Source organism: Streptomyces sp. CB02400 (assembly GCF_001905725.1).
Lineage (GTDB): Bacteria > Actinomycetota > Actinomycetes > Streptomycetales > Streptomycetaceae > Streptomyces > Streptomyces atrovirens.
This window is the reverse complement of the sequence record NZ_LIWB01000036.1, coordinates 1-16,384: the sequence shown is the minus strand read 5'-3', so window position 1 is coordinate 16,384 and position 16,384 is coordinate 1. Positions and strand designations below refer to the sequence as shown.

The window sequence follows — 16,384 nt, the reverse complement described above, 5'->3', positions numbered from 1 at the left end:
GAAGCGGGGCGTCTTTCCTTGGACCACCAACGCACAGCCCACCGCCGATAAACCTGGCGGCGTTCTCAAGATCCACTCTACCGCAGTCCCAGCACGCCGCACACATCCCGTACGGCCTCCGCCAACCCGCCGGTCAGCACCCGGGGCTGGGAGCCGTCCTTGTCCTTCCATCCGTGCGGCACTCTCCAGGAGAAGGAACGGTCTGGGCGCTCCGGCCGCTTGTGGCGGCGGTCGCGGCCGGGTCGGCTTCCTCGGCCAGGGCGCGGGCGCAGGAGGCGCGGGGTGTTCCGCGTAGTGGTCGTTCGAAGTCGGCCGCATGGGCGGGAAGGCTTTGCGTGCATCTGGCAGCGTCCGGGCCGTTCTTGGCGAGCGTTGTTGGTCGACTCAACCGCCGTACGTGCGGTGGGCAGGCGTCATGTCCCCCGGGAACGGACGTGGAGCAGTCGTTTTTGGCGGCGGTGCCCGTCAGAGGGCGCGCGGCCAGCCGGTAGCCGTCATGTCCGTCGTTGCAGGTGGTGGACTGCCTGCAGGTGAAGGTGGGCGTTCTGGGCGGGCAGGGTCAGGTTGTAGTCACGGTGGTGCCGTCGGCGCAGGGCTGGGAAGTTCGGTCGGCGACTGTCACGAGCATGGTCGCCTCTCGTGAGTCCGTTAGGCGGGTTTCAGAAAGCGGTGGGCCCACTGCGCAGCAGGGCGACGACCTTCCCGGCGGTGCAGGCCGGGTCCAGGAGCAGGTTCTTGAGGGTGAGGGCGTCCTCGGCGGCTACCGACGACCGTCCGCGAACTGGCCGGCGTCCTCGGGGACGAAACGTACGTAGGGAGCGGCCGGGTTGAAGCGCGGGACGCCGGGGGGAAGGACCGGGGCCAGGGCGTGGAACGTCTTGTGCATCGCCTCGTCGGAGAAGGCCGCGATTGTCTCGGTCACCTGGAGCACGGTCCCGCCCGAGGCGAGGGAGGCGACCCGGTGGAAGGCACCGGACTTCTTCAATGCATCGGCGCCGCCCAGTACGTCGGTCAGCTCTGCGGGACACACCGTGACCCACGCGTACCCGCGCAGGAACTGTCTCGCCTCGGCGACGGACTTGCGGATCTTCCTCTTCAAAACCGCGTCCAGGTTCGCCCTCGGCGTCACCGGCTGGCGTTGACGGTCTGATCTGGCCCCACTTTTCCGGCCTCAGGTGGCTCCATGTCGTCGTGGCTGGGGGTCTGCCTTCCGGCCTGCCGCGGCCCCGGCTTCCGGTCTCGCGTGGCCCCAGCCGACGGTGGGTCGGCGACCTCCTTCACCGCTCGTCACAAGTCAGACCAGGTCAGGTCATGACTGACCGTGGTGGTACTCCTCGGAAGGCATCGAGTCCCATTCGGTATTCGCGCCGTCGCGCGTCACCATGAACAACGGGCGCGATCGCAGGACCTGCCCGACGCGTTGCCCGCGTATGACGACCCCGGGATCATCCGGTCCTGCATAGCCCTCGGGCGTGTAGCGAAAGTGACCATCCACTGCCTCGGCATGCGCGATTTCGTCGCTCTCCAGTTCCGACAGGTCTCTTCCGACCAGCGGGATTCCATCGTGCCCGACCTGGGGACCGTGGACGGCGTCGGCTGCGATGCAGAACAGCCCCGCGGCTTGGCTCACGTAGGCCGTGACGGCAGGCAGTGAAGAGGCCACCCCGCGGCGATGGACCTCGATTTTCCACGTGGGCGAGAAGATCGCGTGGACGTGCGGGCAATCGCTGACCTTCGTCTGGCCGAGAACCTGAAACGTCTCGACCACTTCGTCGACGGTCATCCCGAACCGGAGCGGTCCGACGCCGACCGCTGGAGCATAGGACCACTCATCCCGATCGGCGACTCCGGAATCGGCTTCGGCCTTGAACGTCATCGTCGCCCCCTAGAGACAGCTGAAATCTTGCCGCGGCCTATCATGTCAATGGCCGACCAGCAGCCCGTCAGGTGCCTCCAGGTGCGCGCTCCTCCGCGTGCCAGGGCTGCAGTGATTTCCAGGCGATCGCTAGGTTCGCTGCTGCTTGGCTTTGGTCTGGGCGAGTCGGTAGGACTCGGTGCCGGTCTCGATGATGGTGCCGTTGAAGGTGAGTCGGTCGACGATGGCCGCGCAGAGCCGCGGGTCGGTGAAGGTCTTGGTCCAGCCGCCGAACGACTCGTTGGAAGCGATGGCCACGCTGTTCTTCTCCTCCCTCTCGGTCAGAACCTGGAACAGCATCTCGGCGCCCCGCCGGTCGAGCTCGAGATATCCCAGTTCATCGATGCAGAGAAGATCGACGCGCCCGTAGCGGGCGATCGTCTTGGATAGCTGCTTCTCGTCTGCGGCCTCGACGAGCTCGTTGACGAGCTTGGCGGCCAGGGCATAGCGGACGCGGCAGCCGACCATGGCCGCGGCCGTCCCGAGGCCGATCAACAGGTGGGACTTGCCGGTGCCGGAGTCCCCGATCAGACAGAGCGGCTCGCCCTTCTTGACCCAGTCGCAGGTGGCGAGGTTGTTGACCACAGCCGGGACGACGTTGGGGTTGGCGCTGTAGTCGAAGTCGGAGAGCCACTTCTGGCGGGGAAAGCCGGCTGCCCGGATCCGTCGCTCCGAGCGCCGCCGGTTCCGGTCCTCGCACTCGGACATCAGCAGCTCGGCCAGGAACCCCCGGTAGGAGAGCCGTTCGCGTTCGGCGCGGGCGACGAGGTCGGGGAACTGAGCTCGCATGGTGGGCAGCCGCAGGACCCGGCAGGCTGTGTCGATCGCCGCATCGGAGGCGGTCTCGGTCAGGTTGTGGTGCAAGCCGGTCATGGCGCGTCCTTCCTGGAGCGGTTCAGAAGCTGGTCCCAGCGGTCGAGAGAGGGCAGGGGACGCTGGTCGGCGGGGAGACGGACGGCCCGGCGGGCGTTCAGGCTGACCACCTCGCTGGGCTCCGGCCCGGGCAGAACCGGTGCCGGCCCGGTGACCATCACGGTGGGGGAACGGCCATCGCTTTGAGCGGCCTTGCGGGCCTCAAGGGCGACGATGTCGGCGGTGTTGGCGCCGACCGCAAGGGCGGATCGGATTCCGGCGATCACATCGCGGTGTTCGAGATGGCGGTGCAGCAGGAGCACGTGGACCAGTTGCTTGGTGCCTTCGGTGTCGCCCTCGGCCTTCTTCGCTGCAGCCCAGAACGCTTCGTGGGCGGCGGTGAACGTGCCCTCGCGGCGGGCCTGGTCCAGGGCCTCGGAGCCGGCCATCGCGCCGGGCTTGGCCAGCAGGACTTCGAGAAAGTGGTCCAGGACGACCCGTTCGGCGCCCTTCGCCGTCAGGCGGGGGTGGCGGGCGATCTCGGTGCGGCCGTGGAAGACAACGAGGTCGCTGGAGCGGAGCACGACTCGGACGGTGCGGTTGATGAACCGGGCCGGAACCGAGTAGCGGCAGACCCTCACCGCGATCATCCCGTAGCGGTCCACCCGCGGAGTGAACACTACGCCGGTCTCGAAGGAATCCCGCGGCAGCGGCATCAGCAGCACGGACTCGCGGGCGAAGTCCTGGCCGATCGTGCGGATCCGCATCCCGATCCGCCGGCCTTCCTCCGCCTGCTCGAACTCGGCGAAGGACGCGTTCAGCTCGTCCAGGGAGGCAACCCGGGGCACGGGCGTGAGGTAGTTGCGGCGGAAGTAGCCGACCTGACCCTCCACTCCACCCTTCTCATGGGCACCGCGAAGCCCCGGCTCGCAATAGAAAGGGGTCAGCCCGAAGTGCTGGCGGAACTCCGTCCACCTGGGGTGTTCCTCCCGCGACCGGCTCTTGTGGATCACCCGGGAGACCGCTGGCGAGAGGTTGTCATAGCGGCTCTGCCCGCCCGGAACACCGCCCAGCGTGCGGAAAGCGTGAACATGACCGTCCAGGAACGCCTCCTGGCCGCACGAGGTGGTGATGCGGTGCACCGCCTTGCCCGAGTAGGCCAGACGCAGGGCGAAGACGAAGCACTTCGTCCTCTCGCCCGCAAGATCCACCCATGCCTCGCCGAAGTCGACCTCGGCATCCATGCCCGGCTGGTTGTGGCGAATCACGAACCCCGCCGCCGGTGCCGCCCCCGCAGCCTCGGCGATCTCCCGACGCCGACGGGAGACGTAGTCCCAGACCGTGCTGTAGGCGATCTCCGCCCCGCACTCCTGCCGCAGCCGGTTCAAGATCCGCTGGACCGTGTGCCGCTGCTTCGGCGGTGCTTCCAGATCCCCCAGCAGCCACTCGTCGATCGTCTTCTTAAACGGATCCAACCTGGGCGAGGGCCGCACCGGGGTCTTCCGCGGCCTGGGCACCGGCGATGCCAAAGCCTCTCGTACGAGCCGGCGGTGCACGCCGTACTTGCGGGCCAGAGCCCGCATCGACAGCCCCTCCTGCCACGAGTCACGGCGGATCCGCAGGAACAGCTCTTCCTTCGACAACTCCATCCGGCATCGCCCCCACACGGTGGCCCACCACGACCGTCCCACCACCCGCCACCCGGTGGGGCCAAATCAGACCGGAACAACCCCCGAACGCTCCCGTACGCCCCCAGGGGTGGGGCCAACTCAAGCCGGAAAATGGAGCCGAATCAGAGCGTTAACGCCATGGGCGTTCATCCGAGGAACCCGCGGGGCACTCAAGATCACCTCCAGCTCCCCGGCCTCGAAGACCGTGTCGAACGCCGCACCGTACCTGCCATCGCGCTCACGCAGCAGGAACCGCACAGACTCCCTGCGCATGCCCAGGTCTGCGGCGAGATTCCGCGCCTGTTACACGGCCCACTCCCGGATGGGCCGGGCGGTGACTCCGGTGATGTGCAGGCGCCTCGTGCCGTGCTCGAGGAACACCAGTGCCTACAGCCTCGTGCCGAGCGCGGTGTCGAGGCGGAAGAAGTCTGCCGCAATGATCCTCTCGGCCTGGGCGGCCAGGAAATCGCGCCGGGTCGGACCAACACGACGCAGCGTCGAGGATCTCCCAGACCGTCGAGGCAGCGACCCGATGCCCGAGCCGGGCCCCCCTTGGGTCCGCCTATGCCCCCACCGCGGGTTCTCCCGGGCCGGCCGCAGAACAAGCGTCCTGATCACCCCTCGGACGGGCGGGCGTCCGATGCGCCGGCGCGCGGTGTAATCCCACTGGGCAGCGACGAACCCGTGGTGCCAGGCGAGCAAGGCGCCGGGGATGACCGGGAAGACCTCGCGCCAACGTCGCCGGGGCATCAGCCCAAAGAGGGCAGCGAACCAGAACCGGTCAGCCGGCTCGTAGCGGACCAGACCGGCAATCCGCCGGCACAGGACTGCGTCCTCATGCCGCAGCACGAGCAACTCGACGCCATCCGCGGTGTCACGGCACAGCAGCACCGACGGGACAAACAACCACCTCCGGACCACCCCGTACAGCAGAGACACGATCACACGGACATGATCCCAGGACCGAACTGCATCACACCCACCTGCGCCGATGACTTTTCGAGCGGCACACGATGGTTACTTGATCAACAACTTCTGTTAGGACTTCTTACGGCAGCAGCCCGACGCGTGATCCGGGAAGGCGTGTTCGCCTTCCTCATGCTGGGTCACAGCGGACCGGACAGCATCGGAGTTCTTGGTGAAAGGGATCCGGTGTGACGTGGACGCCGCCGCAGCCAATGTTGAGCACGCCCCTACCCACACCAGCTCTGCGACCAGGTTGGCGAGCCCAAGTGGGACGGGTCTCGAGCAGCCGTCTCCGCCGACGCGGGCCAGGTGGTGCTGCGCTCCAGGCATGGCACTGGTATGAGGCGGCGTTCCCGGAGGCCGTGGCAGCTCCCGCAGCTCGTCTGTGTGACGTCCGTCGGTGGGCCTTTCCGGGGCCTTCCCTGTATGGCATGTCGGCGATTCGGTTGGCGTCGGCTGGGAGCGTAGAGCTCTGCCTGGTGGTCTTCTGTGAAGGGTCGGTGCCGTGGGCAGTGGTTGGGTACTGTCCTGTCCGTCTGCTGGGAGCACGACAGCCGAGGGCCGCGCGCCGGCCGCGCAAAGAATGCTGGGGAGACAGGTGCTGGGCGACGAGGAAGTCCTTGAGGCTGTACAGGGCTGCATCGAGAAACGAGGGGAATCCTTGGCAGAGCCACTGTCGGGTGCCTCCGCGATCATCTGGCATTCTCTCCTAAAAGGGCAGATCGTGCGGAGCCTTGAGGCGCGCTCGGAAGAAAAGCGCTTCCACTCCGGGCCTCTCGATCTCTCCGACCGGCCGGTCTACGACACGATCAGCGGCTACCAGATTCCGCGGCCCCGGGACCCTGCCGAGCAGCGTACTTGGAAAATAGTGCGGCGGGAATCGGTCGACGACCGCTTATGCGGATGCGGTAACGGAGGGGTCCGCTGTCAGCGCTGCGAAGGCGAAGGCAGGATCCGCTGCGAGCCGCGTCAGCCCTGCTCAAGCTGTCGAGACAGTACCTGCTGCCTGTTGTGCGGCGGGGCTGGCCGCTCCGCCCTGAAGCCGGCCGAGACGCAGGCTGGAACGCCGGTGCACAGGGCTGCAGGAGATACAGGCGACCGCACCCGGTGTTATGAGTGCGGTGAGCTTGATGTCGCATGCGTAGTTTGTCGCGGTCGCGGCCGCGTTCAGTGCGCCACCTGCCAGGGTGAGGGGTCCAGGCCGTGTCCCGATTGTGCCGGGGACGGCAAGGTGGCACACGAGCACTGCGCCGGCACAGGCAGGACCGTCGAATGGACAGAAGGCATCATCACCCGAACCCCCAAGATCGACCAGGTTAAGCTTCCGGAGCCTGGAGTGCTCTGCTGGGCGCGGAAACTGGCGGATCGGCACGCCACATGGGCGCCGACGGCGCTGGCCGACGACGACCCCTTGCGTGCCCGCGTTCAGAAAGATTTCGGGTCGGTCCTGAAGTCGCTCCTTCGCCCACATCACCAGGAGATCGCGCGCCGGACAGAACTCAGATATGTACGGTTCGCGAAGGTGGCGTTAGACGAGCACCCGCACCGCATCTACTACGTCTTTCCCACGCTCAGTGGGCCGAAGGTCGTGGTGCAGCCCTCGCCAAAACGCATCTGGCAGATAGCCGGGATCGTGACCGGTGTGTTTCTGCTCCCGGTGCTCGTCAGCCGAATCATCGCCTGACCGGTAGTCACAGTGCAACGGCAGCAGCGCGCGTCAGTCAACCGGTGGGGTCAGCGGTGGGGTGTACCGGCCGCCTGTGCCCGGCATTTGTTCAGCGGTTACGCCCCGAGGAGCGCCCCTTCATCGCACTCCTCGGGGGTGCTCCCCGAGGTTCACAGCCACAGCGCTGGCGACGCCGCGCTCATCCAAGACGATTCGTTGTCATCCCGGACACGCGGCCGCCTGCCCGACCAGCCCCGGGCGTCCAGGCGGCCGTACTGTCGTCATCAGCCCGGAAGGGATCGCAATGCCCGCTTCGACGGGTGGTATCAGCCGACGATCAGGCCTCTGCCTGACGAGGCATAGGTACTGGCTTGGTGCCGTCGTGGCCTTCTCCGGCCCGGAACGGTCAACCTGGCTGGCAGCTCGGATTTCGGGTGTGCATATGATCCGCCCGTGATCCATCCGATGCAGTCGTTCGAGGAAGAGGACACCCGCAAGGTCCAGACCGCCGTGGCAGGGCGTCCCGGGTCGGACGAACCGGTTTTCCTCCCGTTCGATCATGGCGAGTTCCCCGATTTCCTCGCGCGGTACCCGAACCTCGACTTCTTCTGCGGCTCGCTCCTGGGCGGCTGCGGGAAGAAGCTGTCGGCGAAGCGCTACACCAGCAGGAAGTGCCACTTCGCCCATCATCCGCCGGTGCGGTGTCGGCGCACCGCGAACAACGAGTCCAGCGCGGATCACCTGTATGTGGGGCAGGCTCTCAAACAATGGCTTCGGCAGCAGGGTCAGCGTGACGTGACCGTCTCGTATGACCTGTTCGGTGCCGATTCCGGCGGTTGTGTCAACGTCTCGTTCGACAGGGGCCGTCGCATTGTGCGAGTCCAACTGGACCGTATGGAGTGGAAGTCCTGGCTCGCCCGTCGCAAGAAGCTGAACCGGACGACCCGCGGCAGGGTCGACTGGCTCTACGGTCCGGACAGCATGCTCGCTCACAACGAGGTCGATGCTGCGAATTATGCTCTGCGGGTGCAGTGCCGCACTGTCGGAGTGACACGCGAGGTACAGATCGGAACGCAGCTCCCCGGGCACACCATTGAGTGGACCACGCTGGACCACTGTCGTCTCACCGACTCCAAAATCCTCACCCCGTACCTCGAAGAGACGGACGAAGGCGTTCGGATACGCAGGCCGGACACCGCCCCGGAAACACCCGCCCCCACATCGCCCGCGTCCGCATCCCAGGCTGTACCGGTGGCCTTTCAACTGGCTTCGGGCACGGTGGCGTTCACCGCTGCCGTTGCCGTGGCTGGTGCAGAAGGCCCCCGGCGCCTTTACGACGCCGAGGTCCAGTCCATAGGGTCGGCGGTGACCCCTGGCCGCATATCACTGCCTGCCGAAGCGGCCGTACCCGACCACGACCAACTTTGGGTACTGCTCGGTCCTGCAACCCTCCGACTGCCCGTCCCCGACGACAGCCGCACGCATGGTTCCCGTGTCGTCATCGCAGCGGAAAGCATCGCCCAACTGGAGGGCAACGCATGTGAGCCATGGCAGGGCCTGCGTCCACCGAACGCACCGGCCCCCACCACGGTCTCCTCGCCGTCAAAGGACGTCCGGGACAACACCGGCACCCCATCCGCACCTACACCTGCAGCCCCCGACCTCGACGACACACATGCCGTCGCGGTGATCCGTGATGCACTGGAAACCGCTGCCCGACATCGGAGCCCAGTCAGCTGGGAAGCACTCGCCGAGCGCCTGGACGTCCCTCTCACCACCATCACCCCCGGCCACCGCGTGCGGCTCCTCGCCGCCGTCGACTCCCCGCGCGACGAGGCCACTCCCCTGCTGAGCTCGCTGGTCGAACTCGCCAGCAGCGCGGACGACACGCCGCCGTTCTTCCGCGACGTCCTGGAACACCTCGGCTGGGAGGGCGACCTCTCCAGTGATGCGCTGGCACGGATCCGCATGCGCGAGCAGGCACGCGCCTACCAGGCGTTCGGCACAGCACAGCCGCCGTCACGCGTCCAGGCGCCCGCCCAGGGGCTGCCGCTCAGTCCCTCGGCCCCGTACGTCGCCGGCTCTCCCGCCGCCGGGCGGTCCGGGCCTGAGCAAGAGGCCCGGGCTGCGCTGGAGGCGTTGCTCGACCAGAGCCGCGAGGCGAGGGACACCGGCGACTGGGGTGCTGTACGACAGACCGCGAGATACCTCTCCATGCTGCGTGACAACCCGACCGTCGTCGAAGCCGTACGTGCTGCCGCCGCAGCCGAGTACGACCTGCTGACGGCCTGGTCCGGTGGAAGCCCGACCATCTCCGGTCACCAGCTCGCCAGCCTCCTGAAGCGCCTGAAAGACGAAGGCGAGAACCTGCCCCTGGCCGCGCTGCGCCGCCTCGTCGACGATGCCGAAGCGGAAGCCGACAAGCTCGACCGCTACCTCACCACCGACGAACTCAACGAACTGGGACGCTGGGGTGACGAGCTGGCCAAACGGTCAGAACGCCTCACACTGGACGCCCTCGAGCGGCTCGGCAGTAAGGTCCGCTCCGCCCTTGAGTCATACGCGAGAGCGGGAGCCGTCATTCCCTGGTCGGTACTCGGCACCGAGGTGGACGAAGGTGTCCTCGACCTGCACCCCGATGACCAAGTGGAACTACTCATCCAGGCAGACAGCGGCACCGCCCAGGACGCGCCCCTACTGTCCGCCCTCGTCACCGACGACAACTTCCAGGTACATCCGTTCTACGCCAGGATTCTCGACCATCTGGACCGCCCGCCAGCCGCGGAGGTCGAGTTGCAGGCGCAGTGGCACCGCGACGTCCTGAGACTGCATGTGCTCTGGAGCTAGCGGCACTGACCGAGTGAGCGGCCACCGATTCGACTGTGCAGCCGATCCAACGGACGGCCCCGGATGGCGTCCCGCTGTGTGGTGTGCCCGTGTCCTGCCGGAATGTCGTGCCAAAAGTGAGCGCCGACGGTGAATACGGGGCGTGGGAACGGTGGCGCGGGCGGGAACGGTGGCCGACGGTGTCCCAACCGTTGATCATCGGTACAAACGACGCATAGGTTGCGGTCCATGACGACGACTTCGCAGAACGGCGTTCGGATCGGCGTGATGTACGACCGGGACTGGGCGCCCGAGGGGCTGCCCGGGTTCGCGCGGGAGGTCGAGGCGCTCGGCGCGGACGACCTCTGGGTCGTGGAGGACCTCGGTTGGAACGGGGGCGTGTCCGCGGCGGCCGTGGCGCTGGGGGCAACCGAGCGGCTGCGGGTCGGCATCGGGATCACCCCGGCGCCGCTGCGCAGCCCTGCGCTGCTCGCGATGGAACTGGCCACGCTGGCGCGGGTGTTCCCGGGCCGGCTGGTGGCCGGGGTCGGGCACGGGGTGCGGGAGTGGATGACGACGGTCGGCCTCGCCCCGCGCTCCCCGCTCGCGCTGCTGGAGGAGACGATCACCTCCGTGCGGGCGCTGCTGCGGGGGGAGCGCGTCGAGCTGGAGGGCCGGGAGGTGCGGCTGGACGGGATCCGGTTGGTGCACCCGCCGGCCGAGGTGCCGCCGGTGGTCGCGGGAGTGGTGCGGCCGCGTTCGCTGGAGCTGTCCGGGCGGGTCGCCGACGGCACGGTGATCGCGGAGGGGCACGGCCCCGCCGAGGTGACGGCGGCCCGGGAACTGGTGACCAAGGGCGGCGCGGGCGCGGAGCACACGATGACGGTGCTCGCCTTCACCTGCGTGGACGAGGACCCCGCCCGCGCCGCCGAGGCGCTGCGTCCGCACACGGAGGGTCAGGCCGCCTGGCTCGGCCGCCCGGCGGACGAGGTGTTCACCGTCTCCGGCCGCTCGGAGGACGCCGTCGGCCACGTACGCGAACTGGCGGCGGCCGGCGCCGACACGGTCGTCCTGCGAGTGGCGGGAGCGGAGCCGGTACGGCAGCTCGGGAGCCTGCTGGAGACACTGCGGCGGTAGGCCGCCGGGCGCGGTGGCACGGCGGGCCGGAGGGGCCGGGGCCGGGGCCGGCACGGAAGCAGACTTGCAGCGCGGCGTACAGGTCGGCGGGCACTGCACGGCCGGTCACCGGTCAGGCCGTCCGGGGGTGCTGGAGACGTGCCGTGGGCTGGACGAGGGGGCGCAGGAGTGGCACCCGACGGTCCCACGCGCGCCAGCGGGGCGGGTGGACGTGGCGCCAAGCGCTGTCCCATACGCCGTTCTCGGCGGGGAGGCGCTGGCCGATACCGCAGGTGCATTCCCAGCCGTACGGGAGCGGGGCGGAGTCGTTGCGGGTGGCGAGGGCAAGGACGTTAGTGCCGCCGTGGTGTCCGTGGAAGGTGCCGATCACCCAGTGTCCGGCGCGGCGGGCGGTGGTGGGGTCGAGGTCGGTTGCCATGCGGTTCTCCTTGGGCGGGTTCAGGCGACGAGGGCGGCGAGCGGTGCGGCGCCGAGGGCAACGAGCGATGCACCGGTGATGAGCCCGGCGAGGCGCGGGCCCGCATACTTGCGGCGGGCGATCTGCGAGAGGTGGATGACGTGCGCCACGCGGTCGTCCGGGGTCTGGAGGTCCGCCATCAGGTCATGGGGTGTGTACAACGACCAGTAGAGAAAGCTGCCACGCGCGGCGCCCGACAGGCGCGGATGGACGACGACGAGCACGACGAGCATGGCGGCGGTGAGGCCGCCGGCACCAACGCCGACGAGGAGGCCTACGGAGGGCGGTAAGTCGTGGCCCGGGACCACCGCGACGAGCGCGGCAAGGGGCAGCCGCCCACGCGGCCGCCGCGCTTCCAGCGCCGCCCCTCAAGGAGCAGCCGATGTCCCCGGGGACTGCGTGGGGATCCGCCGATGGATGTCCTCCAGCAGGTCACGCATGGCCATGCGGAAGATCTCCGCTTGGTGTTCGCCGATGAAGGAGGTGTGCCCGAAGGCCTCCAGGACGACCATGCCGTGCATGTGCCCCCAGGTGCCGAGGAGGAGAGCGGCTGCGGAAGGCGGCAGGGTTTCCAAGCCATGCGGAAACAGGGGTTCCAGGTGCGCCTGCAGAGCCGGCGAGAGCGCCCGGGTGTCGGCTGCGGCGAGTTGTGCCGTGGTGAACCCATCGAACATCTCTCGCTGGAAAACCATGCTCAGTCGGCGCATCGCCTGGGTGGTCGGACCCTCGGCAGGCGCCTCGTAATGGCGCAGCGGTGCACCGTACAGCAGCTGGAATCGTTCGACGTGGGTGACGGCCCAACGGCGATAGCCCTCGGTGGCGGCCAGGAACCGCCGTGCAGCCGGTTCGTCGGCCGCTGCGTCGACGGCTGCCGTCACGGCATCGGCCAGGTCGTCGTACGCCTTGGCCACCAACGCCGTGACGAGGGCGTCCCTGTTCGGGAAGTAGTGGTAGAGCCCTTGCACGGTCATGCCGAGGTCGCGGGCGACCGCTCGCAGGGACAGGGCGTGCGGCCCGTGCTCGGCGATCTGGCGCTCGGCGGCGTCCACGATCTCTCGAGTGGCGACGGCTCGGCGTCGCTGGCGCAGGGACGGCAGGACCGTCGCGGGCTCTTCGGCGAACATGCGGCGATCCTAAGGCGGTTGACGGGACGAGTCATCAGAGGACTACGCCCGGCCGAAAAACCTGACAGTGTCAGGTAAATCTCCTTCTGCTCAAAAACACGCTGCCTTATTAGCGTCGTTCCCGGCGGCGACGAGCGCGGCATCGCGCACCCTCTACCGGGGCGAAGAGGGCTCTGCGATGCGTTCCGCCGGCTTCTCGCCCGGCCGCCACCTCTCGTCTTTCCTCGAAGAACCCTGAAGGAGATCCACTCGTGTTCGAACGTATGGCCGACTTGGCGATCCGCCGGTCCCGACTGGTGCTGATCGTGGCCGCCTTGGCCGTGGCACTGATGGGCGTAGTGGGCGCGGGCGCCTTCGACAAGCTGAAGGGAGGCGGCTTCGACGATCCCGCCTCCCCCTCCACGCGGGCAGCGAACGTCATCGCCGACAAGTTCGGCGGCGAGACCAACCTCGTCCTGCTGGTCCGCTCCCCCGACGGCCGCATCGACACCCCCGCCGCCGAGGAGAACGGCCAGGACCTGGTGGCCGAGCTCAAGAAGGACGAGCGGCTCAGCAACGTCGTCTCCTTCTGGGAGACGAACAGCCCGGACCTGCGTTCCGAGGACGGCCGTGAAGCCACGGTGCTCGCCCACGTGAAAGGAGACACCACCGAGCAGCGGGAAAGCGCCATCGCGATCCTGGACACCTACAGCGGCTCCTACAAGGACACCCTCACCGTCCGGGCCGGAGGAGGCGCCGCTGTAGGAGCCGACCTGTCGAACCAGGTGGTCGAGGATCTGATCCTCGCCGAGGCGATCGCCATACCGCTGACCCTTGTGCTGCTCCTGATCGTCTTCGGCAGCGTCGTCGCGGCGCTGTTGCCGCTCGCCATCGCCGTCATCGCCATCATCGGCTCGTTCGCCCAGCTCTTCCTGCTCGGCAGCGTCACCGACGTGGCCGACACCGCGACCAACCTCACCACCGCCCTGGGTCTCGGACTGGGCATCGACTACGCCCTGTTGATGGTCAGCCGCTTCCGGGAGCAGATCGCGGTCGGTGTGAGCGTGGACGACGCCGTCCGACGGACGATGCACACCGCGGGCCGCACCGTCGCCTTCTCCGCAGCGACCGTCGCGGCGGCCCTGGCAGCCCTCATGGTGTTCCCGCAGTACTTCCTGCGCTCGTTCGGCTTCGCCGGGGTCGGCGTCGTCGCCATCGCCGCCCTGAGCACCCTGTTCGTGATGCCGGCCCTGCTGAAGGTTCTGGGGCACCGGGTCAACGGCGGGCGGATGCCGTGGACGAAGTCGCGGCGCTCCGAGGCTCAGGCACCCGTGTGGGGACGGCTGGCGCGCATCACCATGCGGCGGCCCGTGCTCACAGCGGTGCCCGTTCTCGCCGTGCTGCTGCTGGCGGCAAGCCCTCTGCTGAACATCACCTTCGGAACGCCGGACGAACGCGTGCTGCCCAAGGACGCCGAGAGCCGCCAGGTCTCGCAGGTCCTGCGGGAGGAGTTCAGCGGCAGCGAGGACTCGGCCATCTTCATCACCATCGACACCTCCGTGGCCGAAGCCCCACTGGCCTCGTACGCAGGGCGACTGGCCGCGCTCAAGGGCGTCGAGCGTGTCGAGACCAGCGCGGGCACCTACAGCGCGGGACGGCCCGCCGCGACCGGCCCGGCCGACTCCGCCCTCGGCCGGCCCGACGCACAACGGATCAGTGTGGTGAGCAGCCTGACGCCGAAGTCGGAGGCGGCCGAGAGCCTGGTCAAGCAGGTGCGCTCGGTGACTCCGCCCCCGGGGACGGACCCCCTGGTCGGCGGGAACGACGCCGTACTGGTCGACGCCAAGGAATCCATCGCCGACAAACTCCCGCTGGCCGTGACCCTGGTCGTCCTCACCACCTTCCTGCTGCTCTTCCTGTTCACCGGCAGCGTCGTGCAGCCGTTGCGTGCGCTGATCCTCAACCTGATCAGCCTAGGCGCCACCCTCGGTGTGATGACCTGGATCTTCCAGGACGGCAACCTCTCCTCACTGCTCGGCTTCACCGCCCAGCCGATGGAACTGGCGATGACCGTGCTGATGTTCTGTATCGGCTTCGGTCTCTCGATGGACTACGAGGTCTTCGTCACCAGCCGGATCAAAGAACTCCACGACCAGGGAGCGGACAACGAGACCGCTGTGGTCAACGGCCTCGGCCACACCGGGCGCATCGTCAGCGCGGCCGCCTTCCTGCTCGCGGTGAGCTTCTTCGCCTTCGGCACCGCCAAACTCAGCTTCATACAGATGTTCGGCCTCGGTAGCGGACTGGCCATCCTCATCGACGCCCTCGCCGTCCGCGGCGTGCTCGTCCCCGCCGCGATGCGCCTGCTGGGGAACTCGGCCTGGTACGCGCCCGGCTTCCTGCGCACGTTCCATGCGCGGTACGGCCTCAGCGAAGGCGGCCCCAAGCCGACCTCCGCCCCCGGATCGGCGGCAGCTGCTCGGGGGGACACAAAGGAGTCGACCATGGTGTGACCCGCCTGACCACCGCTCAGCCACCCACCGCAACTCGTCGCACAAGGCTCAGGAGGTGAGGAAGTGGGTTCCTCCCGTGTGTTCCCCCTCAGGCGGACGATCGTCCGTAGCCGGGGAACCAACTACCTCGACGATCAGTCGGAGTACTGCGACGTGCCCCCGAGAACGGTGCGACCAGGGTCCATCAGCCGAACCCCCGCGGCGCAGCAGCATCATGGCCCGTTCGATCCGCCGGGTCATCAGGTACGCGTAGGGAGACTCACCGTAGACGCGAAGGACTCGCCTGTCGAACCGCACACCGGCGTCGCCCTGGGCTGTGTCGAGGCGCTGGCCGAACTCCACGCCAAGGGCTGGGCACACGGTGACGTACAGTCCGCCCACTTCATCGTTGGGCCGGAGCGGACGCACCTCATCGATCTCGCTCTTGCCCGGGGCGGGCACGTACCCGAGGGGTACGACTTCCCGTTCCGCGGCTGCCTCGTCCACTACGAGGCCCCGGAGATCGCGCGCAGCGTGCTCGCGACCGGAAAGGCCGAACCCACACAGGAAGCCGACATCTACGGACTCGGCGCGTCCCTCCTCATCTCCGCCACTGGGTGGCGAGCCGTGGAGTATCCGGACGACGCTCCGCGCCCCGTCCAAAGAGAGGCAGTGGCGAACGGCAAGCGCCGGCCTGTGAAGGCTCCCGGTCCGCTGGGCGAGCTGATCGACGCGTTGCTCAGCCATGCCCCGGAGGATCGGCCAACCATCCGCGAGGTGGGCAAAGCCCTGAGCTGACTCTCAACAGCCGAGGACCGGACCACCCCTCAGCCTGGACAGCATTCCGGGTGGTCCGGTCGCGGAATTCCAGTCAGGAACCCGGTGCCGATGGTACCGGGGTAGTTGGCGTGCTCGAACGCGAGCGCTACCGCAACCCCAGCAACGAGTACCGGTACACCGTTTGAACTGCAGCGATGACTTTACGAGCTCCATAGGGTGACGGGCCACCTCGCACCCCGCCAAGACGCGGTCTGGGACGAGAGCGAGACCGAGGGCCTTGTGTCTATCGGGCAGCTTCTGGCGAACCTGCGTCGCAAGGCCGGCCTCGGCAAGGACCCCGAGCGGGCGGCTGCGCGCGCGACGCAGCTGGCAGCGATCGACCCCGACTGGAACTGTCCCTGGCCGCTCGACTGGCAACGCCACTACCGCCACCTCGCCCACCTCGCCGCCGACGAGCCTGGCGGGGTACTGCCCGACATCGCACCCGGCGGGCCGAGCGCAAGAAGGCCGCGTACGCCCT

13 protein-coding genes and 1 pseudogene are annotated in these 16,384 nt (G+C 68.2%); 6 read left to right on the top strand and 8 right to left on the bottom strand.

What is annotated here, in order from left to right; genetic code table 11:
• Window positions 1–760: 760 nt before the first annotated feature.
• From AMK33_RS42710 to AMK33_RS44580, 5 genes are all read right to left on the bottom strand, one after another.
• Entirely contained in the window at window positions 761–1,099 is a 339-nt protein-coding gene (locus AMK33_RS42710) for a hypothetical protein (protein WP_158075191.1), read from the bottom strand.
• A 210-nt stretch (window positions 1,100–1,309) separates the two neighbouring features.
• The gene (locus AMK33_RS39745; RefSeq protein ID WP_073938103.1) at window positions 1,310–1,876 is read right to left on the bottom strand and encodes a hypothetical protein; all 567 of its coding nucleotides are present in this window, start codon (window positions 1,874–1,876) and stop codon (window positions 1,310–1,312) included.
• A gap of 129 nt (window positions 1,877–2,005) precedes the next feature.
• Entirely contained in the window at window positions 2,006–2,788 is a 783-nt protein-coding gene (gene istB, locus AMK33_RS39740; protein WP_073938102.1) for an IS21-like element helper ATPase IstB, read from the bottom strand.
• Window positions 2,785–4,416, bottom strand: a complete 1,632-nt coding sequence (istA, locus tag AMK33_RS39735; RefSeq protein WP_073938101.1) for an IS21 family transposase — start codon at window positions 4,414–4,416, stop codon at window positions 2,785–2,787. The genes istB and istA overlap by 4 nt, the downstream gene beginning before the upstream one ends.
• Before the next feature lie 408 nt (window positions 4,417–4,824).
• Window positions 4,825–5,382, bottom strand: a complete 558-nt coding sequence (locus tag AMK33_RS44580; RefSeq protein WP_327380514.1) for an integrase — start codon at window positions 5,380–5,382, stop codon at window positions 4,825–4,827.
• Between the two features lie 1,252 nt (window positions 5,383–6,634).
• On the opposite strand from AMK33_RS44580, the gene AMK33_RS39725 reads away from it, so the two are divergent.
• The 3 genes from AMK33_RS39725 (at window position 6,635) to AMK33_RS39715 (ending at window position 11,032) form a co-directional block, all read left to right on the top strand.
• Window positions 6,635–7,087: a hypothetical protein gene (locus tag AMK33_RS39725; protein WP_143203922.1), complete on the top strand. Its 453-nt coding sequence runs from the start codon at window positions 6,635–6,637 to the stop codon at window positions 7,085–7,087.
• A gap of 435 nt (window positions 7,088–7,522) precedes the next feature.
• Entirely contained in the window at window positions 7,523–9,916 is a 2,394-nt protein-coding gene (locus AMK33_RS42055; protein WP_107425375.1) for a competence protein CoiA family protein, read from the top strand.
• A gap of 228 nt (window positions 9,917–10,144) precedes the next feature.
• Complete coding sequence (locus AMK33_RS39715) at window positions 10,145–11,032, top strand: LLM class flavin-dependent oxidoreductase (protein ID WP_073938098.1); 888 nt, start codon at window positions 10,145–10,147, stop codon at window positions 11,030–11,032.
• A 112-nt stretch (window positions 11,033–11,144) separates the two neighbouring features.
• Here AMK33_RS39715 and AMK33_RS39710 read toward each other — a convergent pair whose 3' ends face one another.
• From AMK33_RS39710 to AMK33_RS39700, 3 genes are read right to left on the bottom strand one after another with little or no spacing between them, the layout of a single operon-like run.
• Window positions 11,145–11,450, bottom strand: a complete 306-nt coding sequence (locus tag AMK33_RS39710; RefSeq protein WP_073938097.1) for a hypothetical protein — start codon at window positions 11,448–11,450, stop codon at window positions 11,145–11,147.
• 20 nt (window positions 11,451–11,470) lie between these two features.
• Entirely contained in the window at window positions 11,471–11,797 is a 327-nt protein-coding gene (locus AMK33_RS39705; protein ID WP_235618362.1) for a Pycsar system effector family protein, read from the bottom strand.
• Between the two features lie 60 nt (window positions 11,798–11,857).
• Window positions 11,858–12,613: a TetR/AcrR family transcriptional regulator gene (locus tag AMK33_RS39700; RefSeq protein WP_073938096.1), complete on the bottom strand. Its 756-nt coding sequence runs from the start codon at window positions 12,611–12,613 to the stop codon at window positions 11,858–11,860.
• Between the two features lie 251 nt (window positions 12,614–12,864).
• On the opposite strand from AMK33_RS39700, the gene AMK33_RS39695 reads away from it, so the two are divergent.
• The 3 genes and pseudogenes from AMK33_RS39695 to AMK33_RS44575 form a co-directional block, all read left to right on the top strand.
• Window positions 12,865–15,105, top strand: a complete 2,241-nt coding sequence (locus AMK33_RS39695) for an MMPL family transporter (protein ID WP_073938095.1) — start codon at window positions 12,865–12,867, stop codon at window positions 15,103–15,105.
• A 63-nt stretch (window positions 15,106–15,168) separates the two neighbouring features.
• Window positions 15,169–15,882, top strand: a complete 714-nt coding sequence (locus tag AMK33_RS39685; protein WP_235618361.1) for a protein kinase family protein — start codon at window positions 15,169–15,171, stop codon at window positions 15,880–15,882.
• Between the two features lie 195 nt (window positions 15,883–16,077).
• Window positions 16,078–16,384: pseudogene (locus tag AMK33_RS44575) on the top strand (DEAD/DEAH box helicase); the annotation flags it as partial.